This is a genomic window from Pseudomonas sp. RIT-PI-S, assembly GCF_025642975.1.
Taxonomy (GTDB): domain Bacteria; phylum Pseudomonadota; class Gammaproteobacteria; order Pseudomonadales; family Pseudomonadaceae; genus Aquipseudomonas.
Genome location: NZ_JANZKJ010000001.1, coordinates 652371 through 670623, shown reverse-complemented (window position 1 = coordinate 670623; position 18253 = coordinate 652371). Strand labels below are relative to the sequence as shown.

The window sequence follows — 18253 nt, the reverse complement described above, 5'->3', positions numbered from 1 at the left end:
AACTTTAGTAAAAGTATCAAGCCGAAACGACAGTGATGAGCTGACTTTTTAATCTACTAAATTGCGGCTTGGCAATAGCTCTTCAGGAAGTAATATCGAAATCTGCGGTTCCTGGACGATCACCGTTACCATCCTATACTCGTTACCGGATGCCGGGTGGGAAAGGCGCCAGCGATTCAGGCCCCGTCACACTCGGCCATGGCTGCCCGTAAGAAGAAGGGCAGCCGTCGAGGCCTTTACCAGTAGACCGTCTGCAACAGAAGCTGTTTCATGGATCAAGACGGCGTTGTAAATGAATCCAATCGACGATTTCACAGTCTGGCGCGTAACCACTGACTGTCTCGCGCAAAAGCTGACGAACCTGATCATAATCATTCTTTGCTACAGCGCCGAGTATTTTTTCCAGCCTCTCCTTAAGTATTTCCCAAGATAAATAGTCTTCATTTGCCATCATGACCATAGGATGGGAAGTAGACCCAACGTTATCGCCTATCAACAGCTCTTCATATAACTTTTCACCCGGGCGCAGACCGGTAAACTCTATGGCTATATCGCCATGGGGGTTATTTTCAGAGCGAACACTCAGCCCAGACAGGTGGATCATTTTTTCCGCGAGCTCCGCGATCTTTACTGGTTCTCCCATGTCAAGCACGAATACATCCCCACCCCGCCCCATCGAACCCGCTTGGATGACCAATTGAGCAGCTTCGGGTATGGTCATGAAATAGCGAGTAATATTAGGATGCGTTACTGTGAGAGGTCCTCCAGACCTAATCTGCTTGTGGAACAGTGGGATTACAGAGCCAGAAGAACCTAAGACATTCCCGAAACGCACCATAGTAAATCGAGTTCGGTTGACCTGAGAAATTCTCCTTTTATCTCTAAATAGCACAGGGGCCATCTCTTTACTTAGAGCCTGCAGCACCATTTCCGCCAGCCGTTTGCTGCTCCCCATCACATTCGTGGGGCGCACTGCCTTGTCTGTAGATATCAGCACAAAATTTGCCACACCTGACTGTAGAGCAGCTTCAGCAGCATTCAAAGTGCCAATAACATTGTTTAGCACACCCTCAGCAATATTATGCTCAACTATGGGGACGTGTTTGTAAGCGGCGGCATGATAAACCGTATCAACCTTCCATCCATTCATCACATTCAATAGTTTTTCTCCATCCCGGACAGAACCCAGGATAGGCAATAAGCGCACTGCCAAGGATTGACGACTTATGCGCTGATCAAGCTCGGAATGAATACTATAAAGATTGAACTCACATTGCTCGAAAAGTATAAGCGCTTTAGGCTCAAGGGCGAGAATCTGGCGGCAAAGTTCCGATCCAATCGAGCCACCTGCGCCGGTTACCATAACATTAAGCCCGGTAATACATCGCTCAAGGAGCTCTTCCTGAGCCGGCACCGAATCTCGCCCCAACAAATCGGCAATGTCAACCTCTTGGATATCGTCGACCTTTACTCGTCCACTGGCGAGGTCCATGAAACCTGGAACGCTTCGCACATGAAGCGGGAAACCTTCAAGAAAGCTCAATATCTCGCGACGGCGGGTTCGACTAACGGAAGGGATGGCCAGTAGTATTTCCTGAGCACCCGTAAGATCAATCATCCGTTGAATATGCCGAGGTTTGAAAACCGGTAATCCTGAAATCACTCGATTCGAAATGCTGCTGTCGTCGTCAATGAAAGCCACTGGACGTATCGCCTTGCCAAGCCGTAGCGCCGCTACCAGTTGATTACCAGCCGCACCCGCTCCGTAAACAGCTACTTTAGGCAACCCGCTTTCCCGGGCCGTAAAAGGCACATGAAGGGATGCTGAAAACCAATGTCCCAGAAAATACTGACGCATCGCCAGCCGTAAACCGCCCAGTAGAATGAGACTCAGCCACCAAAAATTGAACAAGACAGAGCGGGGAACGGCGTTCCTGTGTGCGCTGTAGGCGTATACAAAAACGCCTAGTATTAGGCACGCCAATGTAACAGCTTTAATTATTAATATCAGCGCATCAGTTCCAAAATAACGCATTACCGCTCGATACATACCAAACCTGATGAACAGCGGAATACATACAAATGGAGCAGTTAGAAAGAGCCAGGGATAATCATTGGTAGGAATGGTGAGGTCTTCTATCCCTAGACGAACTACAAAAGCCAGCCATAATGCCGCCCATACCAGTACAATATCTGTCAAAACCTGCAGCAATCGCTTCTTTCGTCGGGGTAATCCCAGAAGCGCCATCCGAATATTTATTAACTTCCTATTAAACACTCTTCCCACTCCTTTCGGCATGCATCTAGGCTGGCAGCCACCTAGATCAGATAGGCTTTAAACCCCTATTCAATTGCGCCTGCCTTAAATCGCAACGCAAGGCCAACTAGAGGCACGTATGCTATGCAAAGGCCAATTAATCCATCAAGATGCAACAAGGCGACACACAATGCAATCGGTAACAGCCAAAACACATTGATTATACCCACACCAATGGTGACAGGGAGGTGCTTGCCATACCGCCGCGAGGCAAACTGATACGCATGGCTGCGATGAGCTTCATAGACCTTATCGCCTCGAGCCAGGCGTCTGGCCAGGGTAAAAGTAGCATCCACGATGAACACCCCAAGAAGGATCAACCACCCCCAAAAGAGCGCTGGAGAAGCCCAAGCCGCTTGCACTGACAGTACACCCAGCGCTATACCGAGAAAACCGCTGCCTGCATCTCCCATGAAAATCCGAGCGGGAGGGAAATTCCAGTACAGGAATCCAGCGGCTGCGGCAGCCAGAAGTGCAGGTTCCGCTATCAGCTCCCCGTGTCCCGACGCCCAGTATATCAGGCAGTTGCCACCACATACACAGATAGCCTGGACGCTTGCTATACCGTCGATGCCATCCATGAAGTTATACAGGTTCAACAGCCAGACCAAGTAAAGACAACCTATTATCGCCAATAACCAACTTCCCTCGAGCCGCCAGTGAAGCAACTGCACCGAAGGTAAGCCCTGAAGCCAAAATAATGCCCATGCCGACGCAACGAAGTGGCCCAGTAATCGCCAGCGAGCGGGGATATGGCTATGATCATCCAGAAAACCAACAAATGCGACCAACGACCCTGCCCCTGCCAAGGCAAGCATGACAGCAGTCGGAACAGAACCGGCTTTCCAAAGCAGCGCTAACCCGATGAGGAATACGAGAACAATGGCAACTCCTCCCCCTCGAGGGGTTGGAACAGTATGTGAACTTCGTGCATTGGGCACATCTAATACCCTCTTGGCTAACGCATAGCGTCGTAGACCTGCAGTCATCACCAATGACGAAACCAGCGAAACTAATACCAACGACACTGTCATTTAAGCTTGATTCCTATCGTAATTTGCAGTTGAAACTAATGCATCTGCAACACTCATTGGCGGAGACCATGCGAGCAGTTCACATGTTTTACTTATGTCGACCTGTAGTGAGCCACATAACCGCTGCGTAAAATTCTCCATACCCAAGAGGCTTGACATGGCTCTAAGCACAATAGGCGGGACCGGAATCAAATAGGCCGGACGTCCCAACGCTGTTGCCATCCTCTTTAGCAACTCTGTAGTAGAAAGATCTTCGCCATCACTGACCAGAAAAGTTTGATTAGCTGCTGCGGGATGATTCACGCATATCCCTACAAGATTAGCGAGATTTTCAAGGGCGACCAAGCTACGGCGGTTATCAATAGCCCCAAAGGGCAAGGGTATCCCCTTCTTTAGCCAGTGCATCATACGGAGAAAGTTTGCCTTAACACCCGGCCCATAGACTAACACAGGTCGGATTATAACTATTTCAAGACCGGTTTCTTCAGCCAATTTTTTAAGACCCAGCTCCGCCTCCATTTTAGAGATGCCATATGCATCCACTGGAGCCGGAGCATCATCCGGCTTGTAGGCGTTACCAGGAGTAGTGCTCTCCCCGTTCACTTTAATAGAGCTAATGAATATGAACCTTTTAATCCCCGCCTTAACTGCCTGCCTGGCTAAGTTCAAGGTCCCTTCGACGTTTACTCGCCGAAAAGCAGAGAGTGCGTCCTTACTCTGTTCCCTCATCACATGGACCCGGGCGGCGGAGTGCACAACTACGTCTACGCCCTTCAAGCCAGGACCCCAATTTGTATCACCATCCAATGCGCCTATGTGTACAGTTGACCCCAAGTATCCAACAGGCAGTACTCCTCGAGTCGAGACGGTTATCTTGAGTCCGCGGGAAACTAAGTCTTTCAAGATCGCACCACCTACAAAACCAGTAGCTCCTGTTAATAGAACACTTACAGTCATTAGCGCTGCACTCCGCTTCGCGTCGCAATATATAAAAAATAGCCAAGCAATAAAGCAATATTTTGAAATTGATATTTTTTATATCCTTGCCTGGTCTGTTTCAGCGATTCACAGGCTCTCCGTAACGAACCTCCGAGGCAGAAACGAATTTTAGTGACGTTGGAAGAATAAGCGACACCGGAAGGCCCCAAGCTTGTTGCCCTCTTCCTAGTGGCCGTTGCAAAAATTAGCCACATTTCACGTCGCCCCGACTATCTTTTATCATAGACATCCCTGCTCTCAATATTAGGTACGGGTAGCTCGGTCTAAGAGTCATTGGCTATTCACCGGAGCTACCCATGGGTCAACCTTGGTTTGGCGCAGAATGTGGGTAACCGTGCCCTTTATGCAATTTTAGGCATGCCCTTTACACCCCTCCCAGTATCATGCAGACGTTAGCCCCTTTTTATAAACTTTGAGCTAGGTTCATCTTCTTCACAACTATTTTTTGATGCTCTCGCAGGTGCTCGGCGATCCATGCGCGTCACACGCAGCCCATAAATAAAGGCAATAGGTAACCATATCAGTAGCCAGTGCTCCTTAGGCCTCGACAAAAACGCCGCGCCTTCAGTCAGTCCAGCTCCAAAACCAAACGCGAGCCATGTACCTGCAAGGTTGATATAAGGCTCGCTTCTGAAGCGCCAGCAAAACACCAGTGCGGTAGCATAGAGCACGACCCACAGCAAAAGGCCCACGATCCCCCCCTCGTATAGTACGGCCAATTCGATGTTATGAGGGTCGGAAAGTATTTCTGCCACTCCCGGAATGTTGAGTTTAATAGGCGCGTCGTACCCAAGCCCCAACCATGGCCGCTCTCCTACCATGCCTACCACCTTTGTCCATATTTCTGGTCGGTACGACAGCCCCCGCTGCAATACAGCGTCGGGATAGAGAAAAGTCAGCGCTACGCCCACGGCGATGATAAGCCCCATGCCAATGAAGCCGCGCTTTGGATGCCCCCCTATTAGCAGCCAAGCGAAGCCTATCAGCAGTCCAACTAAAGGCGTTCTAGAACCCGTGGCTAGAATCGCCACGAGGAGAATAGTCAGGCAAGTAATCGGCAACGCCATGTTTTTTTTTGGAGACTGGAATGTCGTCGCCATCCAATATGCTGCAAATGCGCCCAGCACATGAGAAGTTAGCAGTGGATTGTAGAATGCACCCATCCCACTGAGTCGATCCACTCCTTTTGGAAGCTCCACCATTAAAAAATGCCCCAATAGTGCTAACGCTCCCAATACGGCTATGAGCGCCGATATATATGTAGCAGCAATAAATCGGTTAGCTGAGTGAGACGCGATCAGGCCCGCCGCCAGCAAAAGCAGCCCTATATACAATGGCCTCTTGAAAAGCGAGCCGGGATGATTGTCGGTGGGGGACCAGAGCAGGGTCAGCATCATGTAAGCTGAGAATGCAATGAAGGCGAGGAAAAGTGGCTGCGTGGCCAGCGCCTTGAGCTGTTGGGGATGCAAAGCCAAAGCCGCGACTGTAGGCACAGCAACTAGCACATAATAAAGCTTGTGGTAAAGCGACCTGTCCCCAATCCAGAACATGCCTGTGAGCATAGCTATCCAGCCGAGGGGTAAGATGTAATGCACTAGCCAACCCACAGCTCGAAGACGAAGGGGAATGGGTGTTGAAAGCGTTGCCATCTGTCTTTTTTGCTCCAGTACCGTATGTGATGTCGTCATGACCTCGAATCTCAATTCTAACAAGGACTAGGCTACGGAGGTGTCGACATATCTAGCTTAAGGGTTGATATCAGCACAGGCCTCAACCCCTAGCCATCCAAAAATTGGTTACGATAAACTCATCCTTTTTTTTCCGAGGCTATCTGTGGTGCACTCACGAGTGGTTAAGGTCATTTACGGGAATCAGGAATGATGCAGGATCATATCTGTAGCGAATCACCCCTCGTCTCAGTAATCATCGCCTCCTACAACCATCGGCCCTATGTGGAAGCCAGCATTCGCAGCGTGCTCGCCCAGACCTACCAGCCGGTAGAACTCATCGTAGTAGATGATGGCTCTACGGACGGCAGCGTCGAGCTGCTTCAAGAGCTGGTGGCCGAATGTGGTTTCAGCTTGACTTTCCAGCCCAATATGGGCCTTTCGCGAACGCTCAACGCCGCCATTGCTCGCTCGGCGGGATCGCTGATTGTACCCTTCGGCTCCGATGACATTATGTTCCCTCATCGGCTCGCCACCCAGGTCGCTTACCTCCAAGACAAGCCCGAGGTCGGGATCTGCTCTGCCAATATCGAAAATATTGGGCCCGACGGGCAAATACTCCCCGAAAAGGAGCAGCGCAAGCGCAACCTCCCTTTCCGCCGCCTGGATTTTGCAGATCTGTTTTTCGATCGCAAGCCGGGGCCCACTGCTGCAACCTTGATGCTAAGGCGCGAGGCGTTTGAACGAGTGGGTGGTTTTGATCCAAACATCCGCCTGGAAGACATTTACATCCAACTGGCTATCGCGCGCGCCGGGTATTTCGTTGATGTACTTGGCGAACCCCTGTCGCAATACCGCAAGCACCCCGGCAATACTTACAAGAAGCACAGGTTCATGTATCAGAACGTTCTCACCACCTTTGCCGCATTCAAAGAACAAGACGGCTACGACGAAGTTTGTATGGGATATCGCAACGCCATGTTTCTTAAAAGCGCTAACCGGGACAAACAGTTGGCGAGAGAGATATTAAGGGAAATCCCTCTACGCTACTGGAATCGTAAAACCCTTCGCGGCCTCTGCCGGCTGGCGCTTCCCCGCTGAAATTACCCCCCAGCGGCCGCCAGCTAGGGTGGGCCGCTTCCGGTCGGCGCCCAAGTACCAACGAAAACCTACAACTGTGTTGCAAAGAAATCATGCAGCTGGCTAATAATTCAAGGTCGCTCGACCAAGCCCGTCTTGATTAAGCAATAGCCCCCAAGGCGTTTTCGAGCATCAGGTGGCAACCTGCTGCCACTGCTTGCTGTCGCAAAATTGAGCTCGATGCCAATACCAGCAACCACCGTGGGTGGCCGCGTGTTCAGCCGATCGTGCGTGTCCACCACAGAGAAAAAACGAAATTAAACGTAGCGCCGCTATTAAGACCTATGGGTTTCTCCGAAACCCCGATCAGCGGCTAGCGCATCATCAAACACCGCTACGCTTTCTGCAGCATTTGCGGTAGCGTTGCGTGATGTTGCTATTCGGTCCGGCCAAGAATTGGCCGGCACGTGCACTGCCATGAACACCAGAAAGCCGGGCAACGTACCCGGGCGGTAATGATAAGGAAGGGCATGAGACGGTTTGTTGTAGCGGTATTGATGCTGGCGCTATACGGTTGCGCAGGCAGCTCGGACTCTGAGGTGAAGCCGGGAAAAAAGGGTTTGCATATCAACTGTTCCGGTCTCACCTCCTCATGGAATAGATGTTACAAGCGGGCGGAAAAGGCCTGCGAAGGCGGCTATAGGGTTCTCGCCCGCTCCGGCCAGGAAGGTGAGGACGCCAGTGAATATCCGTTTGGGATCAACCCAGCGGGCTACACCAGCCGTAGCATGATCATCATGTGCAAATAGCTACAGATCGAGATTACCCATGGCGAAACATGTCCCACAGGTGCTGCTGATCATCGATATGCAACAGGGGATGCTGAAGCCACGCCTAGGCCCGCGCAACAACCCTGAAGCGGAACAGAATATCGCTGTGTTGCTGGGCCACTGGCGCGCGAACGCTTGGCCAGTAGTACATGTGCGGCATATATCTCGGTCAGAGGGGTCGGTATTCTACCCGGGCCAGCCAGGCTGCGAGTTTCAACCGGCGCTTGCCCCTCTGAAAACCGAAGCGGTATTTGAGAAGAATGTGCCGGACGCGTTCATAGCTACGCAGCTGGAGCGCTGGTTGCGAATCCGCGATCTGGGGAAGATGGTGATTGTAGGGGTGATTACCAATAACTCTGTGGAAGCAACCGCCCGCACGGGTGCAAACCTGGGCTTCGATGTGACAGTGGTAGGCGACGGGACCTATACCTTCGACCAAGCAGACCTGCGCGGCCACCTGTGGCGTGCCGAAGACGTGCATGCGATGTCCTTGAGCAACCTTGCCATGGACTACGCGACCATCTCCAATACGGCAACGCTGCTCAGCTCCTGATTCACTAAATACCCGCTTTTTGGCGGATTGCAGCCCGGCGCAATCTCCGGCGCCCTCGTATGGCGATAAACCAGCCAATCAGCGGACCTACTGCCAGACCTAGAAGCAAGGCCAGTAGCACGACTGCCGAGATCGGCCATTCAGGGCTGGCGAACCCCAGGAAACTCAGCGCGACTTTCTGGGAGTTTTCCAGGACGAAAAGCAGGCACATGGCCGCCACCGTCAAGACCACAACAACTTGCAACAAGCGCGTTAGGCTACGCACAGGGCTCCTCCGGAGATCAGGCGCTATCGCGCATTTCGTCTTCATCGTTCACCCGGTCGCGTAATTCTTTGCCGGGTTTGAAGTGTGGGACGAACTTGCCATCGAGAGTAACCGATTGGCCGGTTTTAGGGTTCCTGCCCACTCGAGGGGCGCGGTAATGGAGTGAGAAGCTACCGAAGCCGCGAATTTCGATCCGGTCTCCTGTCGCCAACGACTGGGACATCTGCTCGAGCATGGTCTTGATCGCCAGCTCTACGTCCTTCGATGACAGTAAGCCTTGGTGGGTGACAATCCTTTCGATCAGTTCCGACTTCGTCATGTTTTTCCCTTCTTTATCAAGAAGCTAGGAAACCGCCAGAAGGTTGTAGCACGGCTTGAATGATTTGAACAGTCCGATCTTGACTTCCGGGAAATTATCGAGATTCAGGAAAGTGAGCTTGGTTTTCTGGCATCAATTGTTTGACGGCTGGTATTTAAAACAAGCTATCGCCTTTCTGGGCAAGGCTAACTCTCGCGTGCACAGCCATGACTCGCCTTGCTGCTAACCTCCTTGGCACTGCTGGCGAGTGATGTATTACGAGGCACCAGGGGAAGATACCTCGGCCGCTACGAGCTGCAACTGCAGCAACCTCGCGGAGCAAGGCACCGCTTGTATGGGAGCCAATGACGGCTGGCGAAAGAGGGCGCCAGTCAGGTTGTGTTTCTTGGCGTATTCCAGTTCGCCAACGTTGCTGGCTCCTACAAGTGACAGGCCGAGCCGATAGAGCAGGCATAAAAAAAGGGGTGACCGAAGTCACCCCTTTTTAATGGAGAACAGAACTCAGTTCTGTTTTTCCATTTGAGCGCGGAGCAGATCACCCAGGGTGGTCGGGCCGGCGCTTTCCGAGCTTGGCTTGTCGCGCAGGCTCTGGATTGCTTCTTTCTCGTCTTCAACGTCTTTCGATTTGATCGACAGTTGAATAACGCGGGACTTGCGGTCGACGCTGATGATCTTGGCTTCGACTTCTTCGCCTTCCTTCAGCACGTTACGAGCGTCTTCAACGCGGTCACGGCTGATTTCGGAAGCTTTCAAAGTAGCTTCGATGTCATCGGCCAGGGTGATGATAGCGCCCTTGGCGTCAACTTCTTTAACGGTACCGCGGACGATGGCGCCCTTGTCGTTCAGTGCAACGAAGTTGGAGAACGGATCATCTTCCAGTTGCTTGATACCCAGCGAGATGCGCTCACGCTCAGGATCAACGGACAGGATGACGGTTTCCAGCTCGTCGCCCTTCTTGAAGCGGCGAACAGCTTCTTCACCGGCTTCGTTCCAGGAGATGTCGGACAGGTGAACCAGGCCGTCGATGCCGCCGTCCAGGCCGATGAAGATACCGAAGTCGGTGATCGACTTGATGGTACCGCTGATGCGATCGCCTTTGTTGAACTGGCCAGAGAAGTCTTCCCATGGGTTGGACTTGCACTGCTTGATGCCCAGGGAAATACGACGACGCTCTTCGTCGATGTCCAGAACCATGACTTCCACTTCGTCGCCAACCTGAACGACTTTAGACGGGTGGATGTTCTTGTTGGTCCAGTCCATTTCGGAAACGTGTACCAGGCCTTCCACGCCTTCTTCCAGCTCAGCGAAGCAGCCGTAGTCGGTCAGGTTGGTGACACGGGCGTTCACGCGGGTGCCTTCTGGGTAACGTGCCTTGATAGCAACCCATGGGTCTTCGCCCAGTTGCTTCAGGCCCAGGGAAACACGATTACGCTCGCGATCGTACTTCAGAACCTTGACGTCGATCTCGTCGCCAACATTGACGATCTCGGAAGGATGCTTGATGCGCTTCCAGGCCATGTCGGTGATGTGCAGCAGGCCGTCCACGCCACCCAGGTCGACGAATGCGCCGTAGTCGGTGAGGTTCTTGACGATACCCTTGACCTGCTGGCCTTCCTGCAGCGATTCCAGCAGCGCTTCGCGCTCGGCGCTGTTCTCGGCTTCCAGGACGCTACGACGGGAAACGACAACGTTGTTGCGCTTCTGGTCCAGCTTGATGACCTTGAACTCGAGCTCTTTGCCTTCGAGGTGGGTGGTGTCGCGCACAGGGCGCACGTCGACCAGCGAACCCGGCAGGAACGCGCGGATGCCGTTGACGTCGACGGTGAAACCGCCCTTGACCTTGCCGTTGATGACGCCCTTGACCACTTCTTCGGCAGCGAAGGCAGCTTCCAGAACGATCCAGCACTCGGCGCGCTTGGCTTTTTCACGGGACAGCTTGGTTTCGCCAAAGCCATCTTCCACCGCGTCCAGCGCGACGTGAACTTCGTCACCGACCTTGATGGTCAGCTCGCCAGCTTCGTTGAAGAACTGCTCGAGCGGGATGACGCCCTCGGACTTCAGACCGGCATGCACGGTCACCCAGTCACCGTCGATGTCGACAACGGTACCGGTGATGATCGCACCAGGCTGAAGGTTGAGGGTTTTCAGGCTTTCTTCAAAAAGTTCTGCAAAGCTTTCGCTCATTTTAATTCCTGTAAATTGAACCGTATGCCGGCTCATCAACCACGCTCCAGCTAACGTGGGCTGCGTTCAAGTAAAAGAAAGCCTGCGGAGGCAGCGGCCGTTGCCGCTTACGCTGGAACCCCCGAGGGCTTTCCTGGGTCAGGCGAGATCGCGTTGGGCGACCTCGCTCATGATTCGATCGAGCACCTGTTCGATGGACAGCTCGGTGGAATCGAGCTGGATAGCGTCGGGGGCAGGCTTGAGCGGTGCCACCGCGCGCTGGGTGTCGCGCTCGTCGCGCAGACGTATCTCATCCAACAGACTCGCCAGACTAACATCATCGCCCTTGGCCTTCAACTGCAAGTAGCGGCGGCGGGCGCGCTCCTCCGGGCTGGCGGTGAGGAAGATCTTCAACGGCGCATCGGGAAAGACGACGGTCCCCATGTCCCGGCCATCGGCGATCAGACCCGGGCTTTCGCGGAACGCCTTCTGACGCTCCAGCAAGGCTTCACGTACCGCGGGGATGGCCGCGACCTGCGACGCCCCGGCACCGACCTGTTCGTTACGGATGGCCTGGGACACATCATCCCCCTCGAGGAGGATGCGGTCCAGCCGATGACTGGTCGCCGCGACGAATTGCACATCGAGGTGCTTGGCCAATAGCACCAAGGAGGCCTCGTTGCTCAACGCCACGCCATGGTTGCCAGCGGCGAACGCCAGCAGCCGGTAGAGCGCGCCGGAATCGAGGAGGTTCCAGCCGAGCCGTTCCGCCAGCTTGCTGGCAACCGTACCCTTGCCCGACCCGCTGGGCCCGTCGATGGTGATGACCGGAGCTTGAAAATTCACAACTGACCCTCTTCAGACACGTGTATCCCGAAGCGCCTCGGCGCAGGGGGACCTTTGGTAACGCAGTGGCGAACGATGCGTCGCCTGGGCTTACAACGCCAGAACGGCACGGGCGGGACGAATGATAACCCGATCACCGCCCAGCAAGTAGCCAGTGCTCGATCGCTTCGAATCCTCGAGCATCACTGAGGGTCGCCACCGATAGGCTTTGAATGAAGCGAGGACGTAACGCTTGGCTGGCCATGCGCACGCCGGGCCAGAATCTCGCCAAAATGCTCCCGGGCCTGACGCGCACGGGTGAACACAGTCATCAGCTCGTCGCTATCGCCCTGGCTCACCGCCTCGCGCAATGCGTCCAAGTCGGCGCGGAAGATGTCCAGTTGACGCAGAACGGCGTCACGGTTAGCTAGAAAAATGTCGTGCCACATCACAGGATCGCTGCCGGCGATACGGGTGAAGTCACGGAAACCGCCAGCGGCGTAGCGGAAGATTTCCAGGCTTTCATCACGCCTGGCCAACGAATCCACGAGATTGAAGGCCAGCAGATGCGGCAGGTGGCTTGTCGCCGCGAGCACCTCATCGTGGCGTTCCACCTCCATATGCTCAACGTCCGCACCCAGCGCCCGCCACAGCGCATCCACCAGAGCGAGCCCGGCCGCGTCAGTCTCTGGCAGCGGGGTAAGGATGACTTTATGGCGCTTGAATAGTGCCCCGTTCGCCGCCTCTACTCCGCTCTGCTCGGAGCCGGCGATCGGATGCCCTGGGACCAGGCGGTTGAGCTGACCAGGCAATGCAGCCCGGGCCGCACGCACGATGTTGCCCTTGGCGCTGCCCACGTCGGTGATCACCGCGCTCCCTAGCTCAAGGCCAGCCAGCACTTCCAGCACCCGCTCCATTGCCAGGATCGGCACCGCCAGCTGGATAACATCGGCCCCTACACACGCTTGCGCCAACGCCGCCTCGCAACGGTCCACAACCCCGAGTTCGACTGCGCGTTCACGCGACCGAGCATCCAGGTCGACCCCCACAACTTCGCGGCACAACCCGCTTTCGCGCAGGCCCTTGGCAAAGGAGCCGCCAATCAGGCCAAGCCCTACGACTACCAGGCGGCCAATCAATGGCGCAGGGCGGGCGGGGTGTTCATTCGACATGGGGCAATCCGAGACGCTTGGCCGCGACGGCTGGGCCGCCACCTGCCATGGTGGTAGAGGAAAGCAGCCGCCGCAGCGGCTGCGATATAGGCGTTAGAGCACGGCCTTGGGATAGGACCCGAGCACCTTCAATGCCACCGACTCGCCGCTGATGCGCTCAAGCACAGCCTTGATCAGCGGATCACGGTGATGGCCGACGAAATCGATGAAGAACACATATGTCCACTTTCCACTGCGTGATGGCCGCGTCTCGATGCGCGTGAGGTCAATGTTGTTGTCGTGGAACGGCATCAACAGCTCATGCAAGGCGCCAGGCTTGTTCTGCATCGACACGATGACGGAGGTCTTGTCATCACCGGTTGGAGGCACTTCCTGGTTGCCGATGATCAGGAACCGGGTGGAGTTGTCCGGCCGGTCCTCGATCTTCTCGGCCAGGCGCTCCAGGCCGTACAGGCTGGCTGCCATGTCGCCTGCGATGGCAGCGGAATTCCACTCGCCCTTGACCCGCTTGGCCGCCTCGGCGTTGCTCGATACCGCTACGCGCTCGACGTTCGGGTAGTGGGCGTCGAGCCATTTGCGGCACTGGGCCAGGGACTGGGCATGGGAATAAATGCGCGAAATGCTGTCGGTCTTGGTGTTGGAGCCGATCAACAAATGGTGGTGGATGCGTAGCTCCACCTCGCCGCAGATCACCATGTCGTGCTCGAGGAAGCTGTCCAGGGTGTGGTTCACCGCGCCCTCGGTGGAATTCTCCACCGGGACTACGCCGAAATTCACCGCGCCAGCAACCACCTCGCGGAACACTTCGTCGATGGCCGCCATGGGCTGGCTGATCACCGCATGGCCGAAGTGCTTCATGGCCGCGGCCTGGGTGAAAGTGCCCTCGGGGCCCAGGTAGGCCACCTTCAGCGGCTGCTCCAGCGCCAGGCAGGTGGACATGATTTCGCGGAAAAGCCGCGCCATTTCCTCGTCACCCAGCGGCCCCTGGTTGCGCTCCATCACCCGTTTGAGCACCTGCGCCTCTCGCTCGGGCCGATAGAAGATCGGCTGCTCGCCGACGGCCAGCTCGCCCATCTTCACCCGCGCAACTTCCTGGGCACACCGCGCCCGCTCACTGATCAGATCAAGGATCTTCTCGTCGAGGCTGTCGATGCGCAGGCGCAGCGCCTTGAGTTCCTGTTCGGCCATCAGCCATGTTCCTTCTCGAATTCGCCCATGTAGGCCACCAACGCCTCAACGGCGTCCAGCCCAAGCGCGTTGTAGATCGAGGCGCGCATGCCACCGACCGAACGGTGCCCCTTGAGGTTGAGCAAGCCGCGGGCATCGGCGCCAGCGAGGAAGGTGCTATCGAGGCGCTCATCCGCCAAACGGAACGGAACGTTCATCCACGAACGTGCCGCCGGCGCGATGGGGTTGCTATAGAAGGCGCTGCCATCGATGAAACCGTACAGACGGTCCTTCTTGGCACGGTTGCGTTGCTCCATGGCGGCTACACCGCCCTGCTCTTTCAGCCACTCGAACACCAGGCCCGAGAGGTACCAAGAGTAGGTCGCAGGAGTGTTGTACATGGAGCCGTTATCCGCGGCGACCTTGTAGTTGAGCATGGTCGGGCAGCTAGCCCGGGCATTGCCGAGCAGGTCTTCGCGGATGATCACCACCACCAGGCCGCTGGGGCCGATGTTCTTCTGCGCGCCCGCATAGATCATGCCGTAGTCCGCGACATTGATCGGCCGCGAAAGGATGTCCGAAGACATGTCCACCACCAGGGGCGCATCGGTGTTGGGCACCCACTGGAACTGCAGGCCACCGATGGTTTCGTTGCTGGCGTAATGCACATAGGCGGCGTTATCGCTCAACTGCCATTGGTCTTGTGGCGGCAGGTCGAGGAAATCGAGGCTCTTCGCGCTGGCGGCAACGTTGATCGTGCCGTAGCGACGGGCTTCGTCGACAGCCTTGCCCGACCAGATGCCGGTATTGATGTAGTCGGCCACGCCCCCTTCGGGCAGCAGGTTGAGCGGGATTTCCGCGAACTGCTGGCTGGCGCCACCTTGAAGGAAAAGCACTTTGTAGTTGGAGGGGATAGACAGAAGGTCTCGCAGGTCCTGCTCGGCCTTGTGCGCGACGGCCTGGTAGTCATCGCTGCGGTGGCTCATTTCCATTACGGAAAGGCCCTTGCCATGCCAGTCGAGCATTTCCGCCTGGGCACGCTGCAGAACGGCGTCAGGAAGCGCAGCGGGGCCTGCGCAGAAGTTAAAGGCTCGGTTGCTCACATCCACTCTCGCTCTACAAAGGGCTGATTGTCTTTGCATCGCCGGGCACCCATGTGCCCGGCTGTCTCGCTTTGCTCCGGCGTTTTACTCCGGGATCGGCTCTTCGCCAGTGTCACCCAGGTGATCGGCAGGGGTTTCCAGAGGCTCTTCAGGCGCGTCAGCAAGCTCCTCGACCATGGTCGCGGCCAGCGCGTCCTCGCTTTCGAAGATCTCCACTTCCTCCTCGGAAGGCTCCTGAACCCGCTCCAGGCCCACCAGTTTCTCGTCGCTGGCCAGCTTGATCAGGGTCACGCCCTGCGTGTTGCGGCCAAGGCTGGAGACCTCGCCAACCCGGGTACGCACCAGGGTGCCCTGGTCGGAGATCAGCATGATCTCCTCGCCCTCGAGCACCTGCACGGCCCCCACCAGGCGGCCGTTACGGTCATTGCTGACCATGGCGATCACGCCCTGGCCGCCGCGGTTGTATTGCGGGAACTCGGCGATGGCGGTGCGCTTGCCATAACCGCGCTCGGAGGCGGTAAGGATCTGGCTGCCCTCCTCCGGGATGATCATGGAGATCAACCGCTGGCCTTCACCCAGGCGCATGCCGCGGACGCCGCGGGCGGTACGGCCCATCGGGCGCACATCTGCTTCGTTGAAGCGGGTCACCTTGCCGGCGTCGGAGAACAGCATGACTTCACGGTTGCCATCGGTAATGGACGCCGAGATCAACACGTCGCCTTCGTCCAGCTCCAGGGCGATCAGGCCAACACTGCGTTGGCGGCTGAACTGCTGCAGCGGCACTTTCTTCACGGTGCCGTTGGCGGTGGCCATGAAGATGAAGTGGCCTTCGGTGTACTCCTCCACCGGCAGCATGGTGGTGATGTACTCGCCTTCGCCCAGGGGCAGCAGGTTCACCAGCGGGCGACCACGCGCCGCGCGGGAGGCTTCGGGAATTTCGTAGGTCTTGAGCCAGTACACCTTGCCCTTGCTGGAGAACAGCATCAGCGTGGTGTGGCTGTTGGCGACCAGCAGGTGGGAGATGTAGTCCTCGTCCTTCACGCCCGTGGCCGACTTGCCCTTGCCGCCCCGGCGCTGCGCCTGGTAGGCCGCCAGGGGCTGGGTCTTGGCGTAGCCGCCGTGGGAGATGGTCACCACGCGGTGTTCTTCGGGAATCATGTCGCCAAGGGTCAGGTCAAGGCGCGCGTCGAGGATCTCGGTGCGGCGCGCATCGCCGTATTCGGCGCGGATCAGCTCCAGCTCCTCGCGAATCACTTCCATCAGGCGCTCGGCGCTGCTGAGGATGCGAATGAGTTCGCCGATCTGGTTGAGGATTTCCTGGTACTCGGCCAGCAGCTTCTCGTGCTCCAGGCCGGTCAGGCGGTGCAGTCGCAGGTCGAGGATAGCCTGGGCCTGCTCCGGCGAGAGGAAGTACTTGCCGTCACGCATGCCGTACTGCGGGTCGAGGTTTTCCGGGCGGCAGGCATCGGCGCCGGCGCGCTCGACCATGGTCATCACCGCGGTGGATTCCCAGCCGGTGGACACCAGGGCTTCCTTGGCCTCGGACGGCGTCGGCGACGCCTTGATCAGCGCGATGACCGGGTCGATGTTGGACAGCGCCACCGCCTGGCCTTCCAGGATGTGGCCACGCTCGCGCGCCTTGCGCAGCTCGAACACGGTGCGGCGGGTAACGACTTCGCGGCGATGGCGAACGAAGGCCTCGAGCAGGTCCTTGAGGTTGAGCAGGCGTGGCCGGCCGTCGACCAGGGCAACGATGTTGATGCCAAAGACCGCTTGCAGTTGGGTCTGGGCATAGAGGTTGTTGAGGATGACCTCAGGCACTTCGCCCCGACGCAGCTCGATGACGATGCGCATACCGTCCTTGTCGGACTCGTCGCGCAGCTCGGTAATGCCTTCGAGTTTCTTTTCCTTCACCAGCTCGGCGATCTTCTCGATCAGGCGCGCCTTGTTCAGCTGATAGGGCAGCTCGGTGACCACGATCTGCTGGCGGCCGCCGACTTTGTCGATGTCTTCCACGGTGGAACGGGCACGCATGTAGATGCGGCCGCGGCCGGTGCGATACGCCTCGATGATGCCCTGGCGGCCATTGATGATGGCGGCGGTGGGGAAATCCGGCCCGGGGATGTGCTGCATCAGCTCATCGATGGTGACGTCCGGGTTGTCGATCACCGCCAGGCAGCCGTCGAGCACCTCACCCAGGTTGTGCGGCGGGATGTTGGTAGCCATGCCGACGGCGATGCCGCTGGAACCGTTGACCAGCAGGTTGGGAATGCGCGTGGGCATGACCGCCGGGATCAGCTCGGTGCCGTCGTAGTTGGGCACCCAGTCGACGGTTTCCTTGTGCAGGTCGGCCAGCAGCTCGTGGGCCAGCTTGGTCATGCGCACTTCGGTGTACCGCATGGCCGCGGCGTTGTCGCCGTCCACCGACCCGAAGTTGCCCTGGCCATCCACGAGCAGGTAGCGCAGCGAGAACGGCTGGGCCATCCGCACGATGGTGTCGTAGACGGCAGTGTCGCCGTGGGGGTGGTATTTACCGATCACGTCACCGACCACACGGGCCGATTTCTTGTAGGGCTTGTTCCAGTCGTTGCCCAGCTCGCTCATGGCATAAAGAACCCGCCGATGCACTGGCTTCAAGCCATCGCGGGCGTCGGGCAGTGCACGCCCGACGATTACGCTCATGGCGTAGTCGAGGTACGACTGCCGGAGCTCGTCTTCGATATTGACCGGTAGGATTTCTTTGGCCAGTTCGCCCATGA

The 18253-nt window shown here is 56.7% G+C and carries 14 protein-coding genes and 1 pseudogene; 3 read left to right on the top strand and 12 right to left on the bottom strand.

Annotated elements, in window-relative coordinates:
* Positions 1 to 268: 268 nt before the first annotated feature.
* The 4 genes from OGL93_RS03060 to OGL93_RS03045 all read right to left on the bottom strand — a co-directional run bounded on the left by OGL93_RS03060 (position 269) and on the right by OGL93_RS03045 (position 5999).
* Positions 269 to 2248 (bottom strand): nucleoside-diphosphate sugar epimerase/dehydratase, encoded by a 1980-nt coding sequence (locus OGL93_RS03060; RefSeq protein ID WP_263261103.1) that lies wholly within the window; start codon positions 2246 to 2248, stop codon positions 269 to 271.
* 95 nt (positions 2249 to 2343) lie between these two features.
* On the bottom strand, positions 2344 to 3351 hold the full coding sequence (locus OGL93_RS03055; RefSeq protein ID WP_263260892.1) for a glycosyltransferase family 4 protein: 1008 nt from the start codon (positions 3349 to 3351) through the stop codon (positions 2344 to 2346).
* The gene (locus tag OGL93_RS03050; RefSeq protein ID WP_263260891.1) at positions 3352 to 4308 is read right to left on the bottom strand and encodes an SDR family oxidoreductase; all 957 of its coding nucleotides are present in this window, start codon (positions 4306 to 4308) and stop codon (positions 3352 to 3354) included.
* 434 nt (positions 4309 to 4742) lie between these two features.
* A complete protein-coding gene (locus OGL93_RS03045) occupies positions 4743 to 5999 on the bottom strand; it encodes an O-antigen ligase family protein (protein ID WP_263261102.1) in 1257 nt (418 codons plus the stop codon).
* A gap of 231 nt (positions 6000 to 6230) precedes the next feature.
* Between OGL93_RS03045 and OGL93_RS03040 the strand changes: the two genes are divergently transcribed.
* The 3 genes from OGL93_RS03040 to OGL93_RS03030 all read left to right on the top strand — a co-directional run bounded on the left by OGL93_RS03040 (position 6231) and on the right by OGL93_RS03030 (position 8480).
* Positions 6231 to 7118: a glycosyltransferase family A protein gene (locus OGL93_RS03040; RefSeq protein ID WP_263261101.1), complete on the top strand. Its 888-nt coding sequence runs from the start codon at positions 6231 to 6233 to the stop codon at positions 7116 to 7118.
* 509 nt (positions 7119 to 7627) lie between these two features.
* On the top strand, positions 7628 to 7906 hold the full coding sequence (locus OGL93_RS03035; RefSeq protein WP_263260890.1) for a hypothetical protein: 279 nt from the start codon (positions 7628 to 7630) through the stop codon (positions 7904 to 7906).
* 19 nt (positions 7907 to 7925) lie between these two features.
* Positions 7926 to 8480, top strand: a complete 555-nt coding sequence (locus OGL93_RS03030; RefSeq protein WP_263260889.1) for a cysteine hydrolase family protein — start codon at positions 7926 to 7928, stop codon at positions 8478 to 8480.
* Between the two features lie 4 nt (positions 8481 to 8484).
* On the opposite strand, the gene OGL93_RS03025 is transcribed toward OGL93_RS03030, so the two are convergent.
* The 8 genes and pseudogenes from OGL93_RS03025 to gyrA all read right to left on the bottom strand — a co-directional run bounded on the left by OGL93_RS03025 (position 8485) and on the right by gyrA (position 18251).
* Positions 8485 to 8691, bottom strand: coding sequence for a lipopolysaccharide assembly protein LapA domain-containing protein (locus OGL93_RS03025; protein ID WP_263260888.1), 207 nt, complete (start codon positions 8689 to 8691; stop codon positions 8485 to 8487).
* Positions 8692 to 8761: 70 nt separating this feature from the next.
* A complete protein-coding gene (gene ihfB, locus OGL93_RS03020; protein ID WP_263260887.1) occupies positions 8762 to 9064 on the bottom strand; it encodes an integration host factor subunit beta in 303 nt (100 codons plus the stop codon).
* 501 nt (positions 9065 to 9565) lie between these two features.
* Positions 9566 to 11248 (bottom strand): 30S ribosomal protein S1, encoded by a 1683-nt coding sequence (rpsA, locus tag OGL93_RS03015; RefSeq protein WP_263260886.1) that lies wholly within the window; start codon positions 11246 to 11248, stop codon positions 9566 to 9568.
* Positions 11249 to 11386: 138 nt separating this feature from the next.
* Positions 11387 to 12073, bottom strand: coding sequence for a (d)CMP kinase (gene cmk / locus OGL93_RS03010; RefSeq protein WP_263260885.1), 687 nt, complete (start codon positions 12071 to 12073; stop codon positions 11387 to 11389).
* A gap of 242 nt (positions 12074 to 12315) precedes the next feature.
* Positions 12316 to 13224, bottom strand: a pseudogene (locus tag OGL93_RS03005) (prephenate dehydrogenase/arogenate dehydrogenase family protein); the annotation flags it as partial.
* A 93-nt stretch (positions 13225 to 13317) separates the two neighbouring features.
* Positions 13318 to 14412, bottom strand: coding sequence for a prephenate dehydratase (gene pheA / locus OGL93_RS03000; RefSeq protein WP_263260884.1), 1095 nt, complete (start codon positions 14410 to 14412; stop codon positions 13318 to 13320).
* On the bottom strand, positions 14412 to 15494 hold the full coding sequence (serC, locus tag OGL93_RS02995; RefSeq protein WP_263260883.1) for a 3-phosphoserine/phosphohydroxythreonine transaminase: 1083 nt from the start codon (positions 15492 to 15494) through the stop codon (positions 14412 to 14414). Before serC ends, pheA begins: the two co-directional genes overlap by 1 nt.
* Before the next feature lie 84 nt (positions 15495 to 15578).
* Positions 15579 to 18251, bottom strand: coding sequence for a DNA gyrase subunit A (gyrA, locus tag OGL93_RS02990; RefSeq protein WP_263260882.1), 2673 nt, complete (start codon positions 18249 to 18251; stop codon positions 15579 to 15581).
* Positions 18252 to 18253 lie beyond the last annotated feature (2 nt).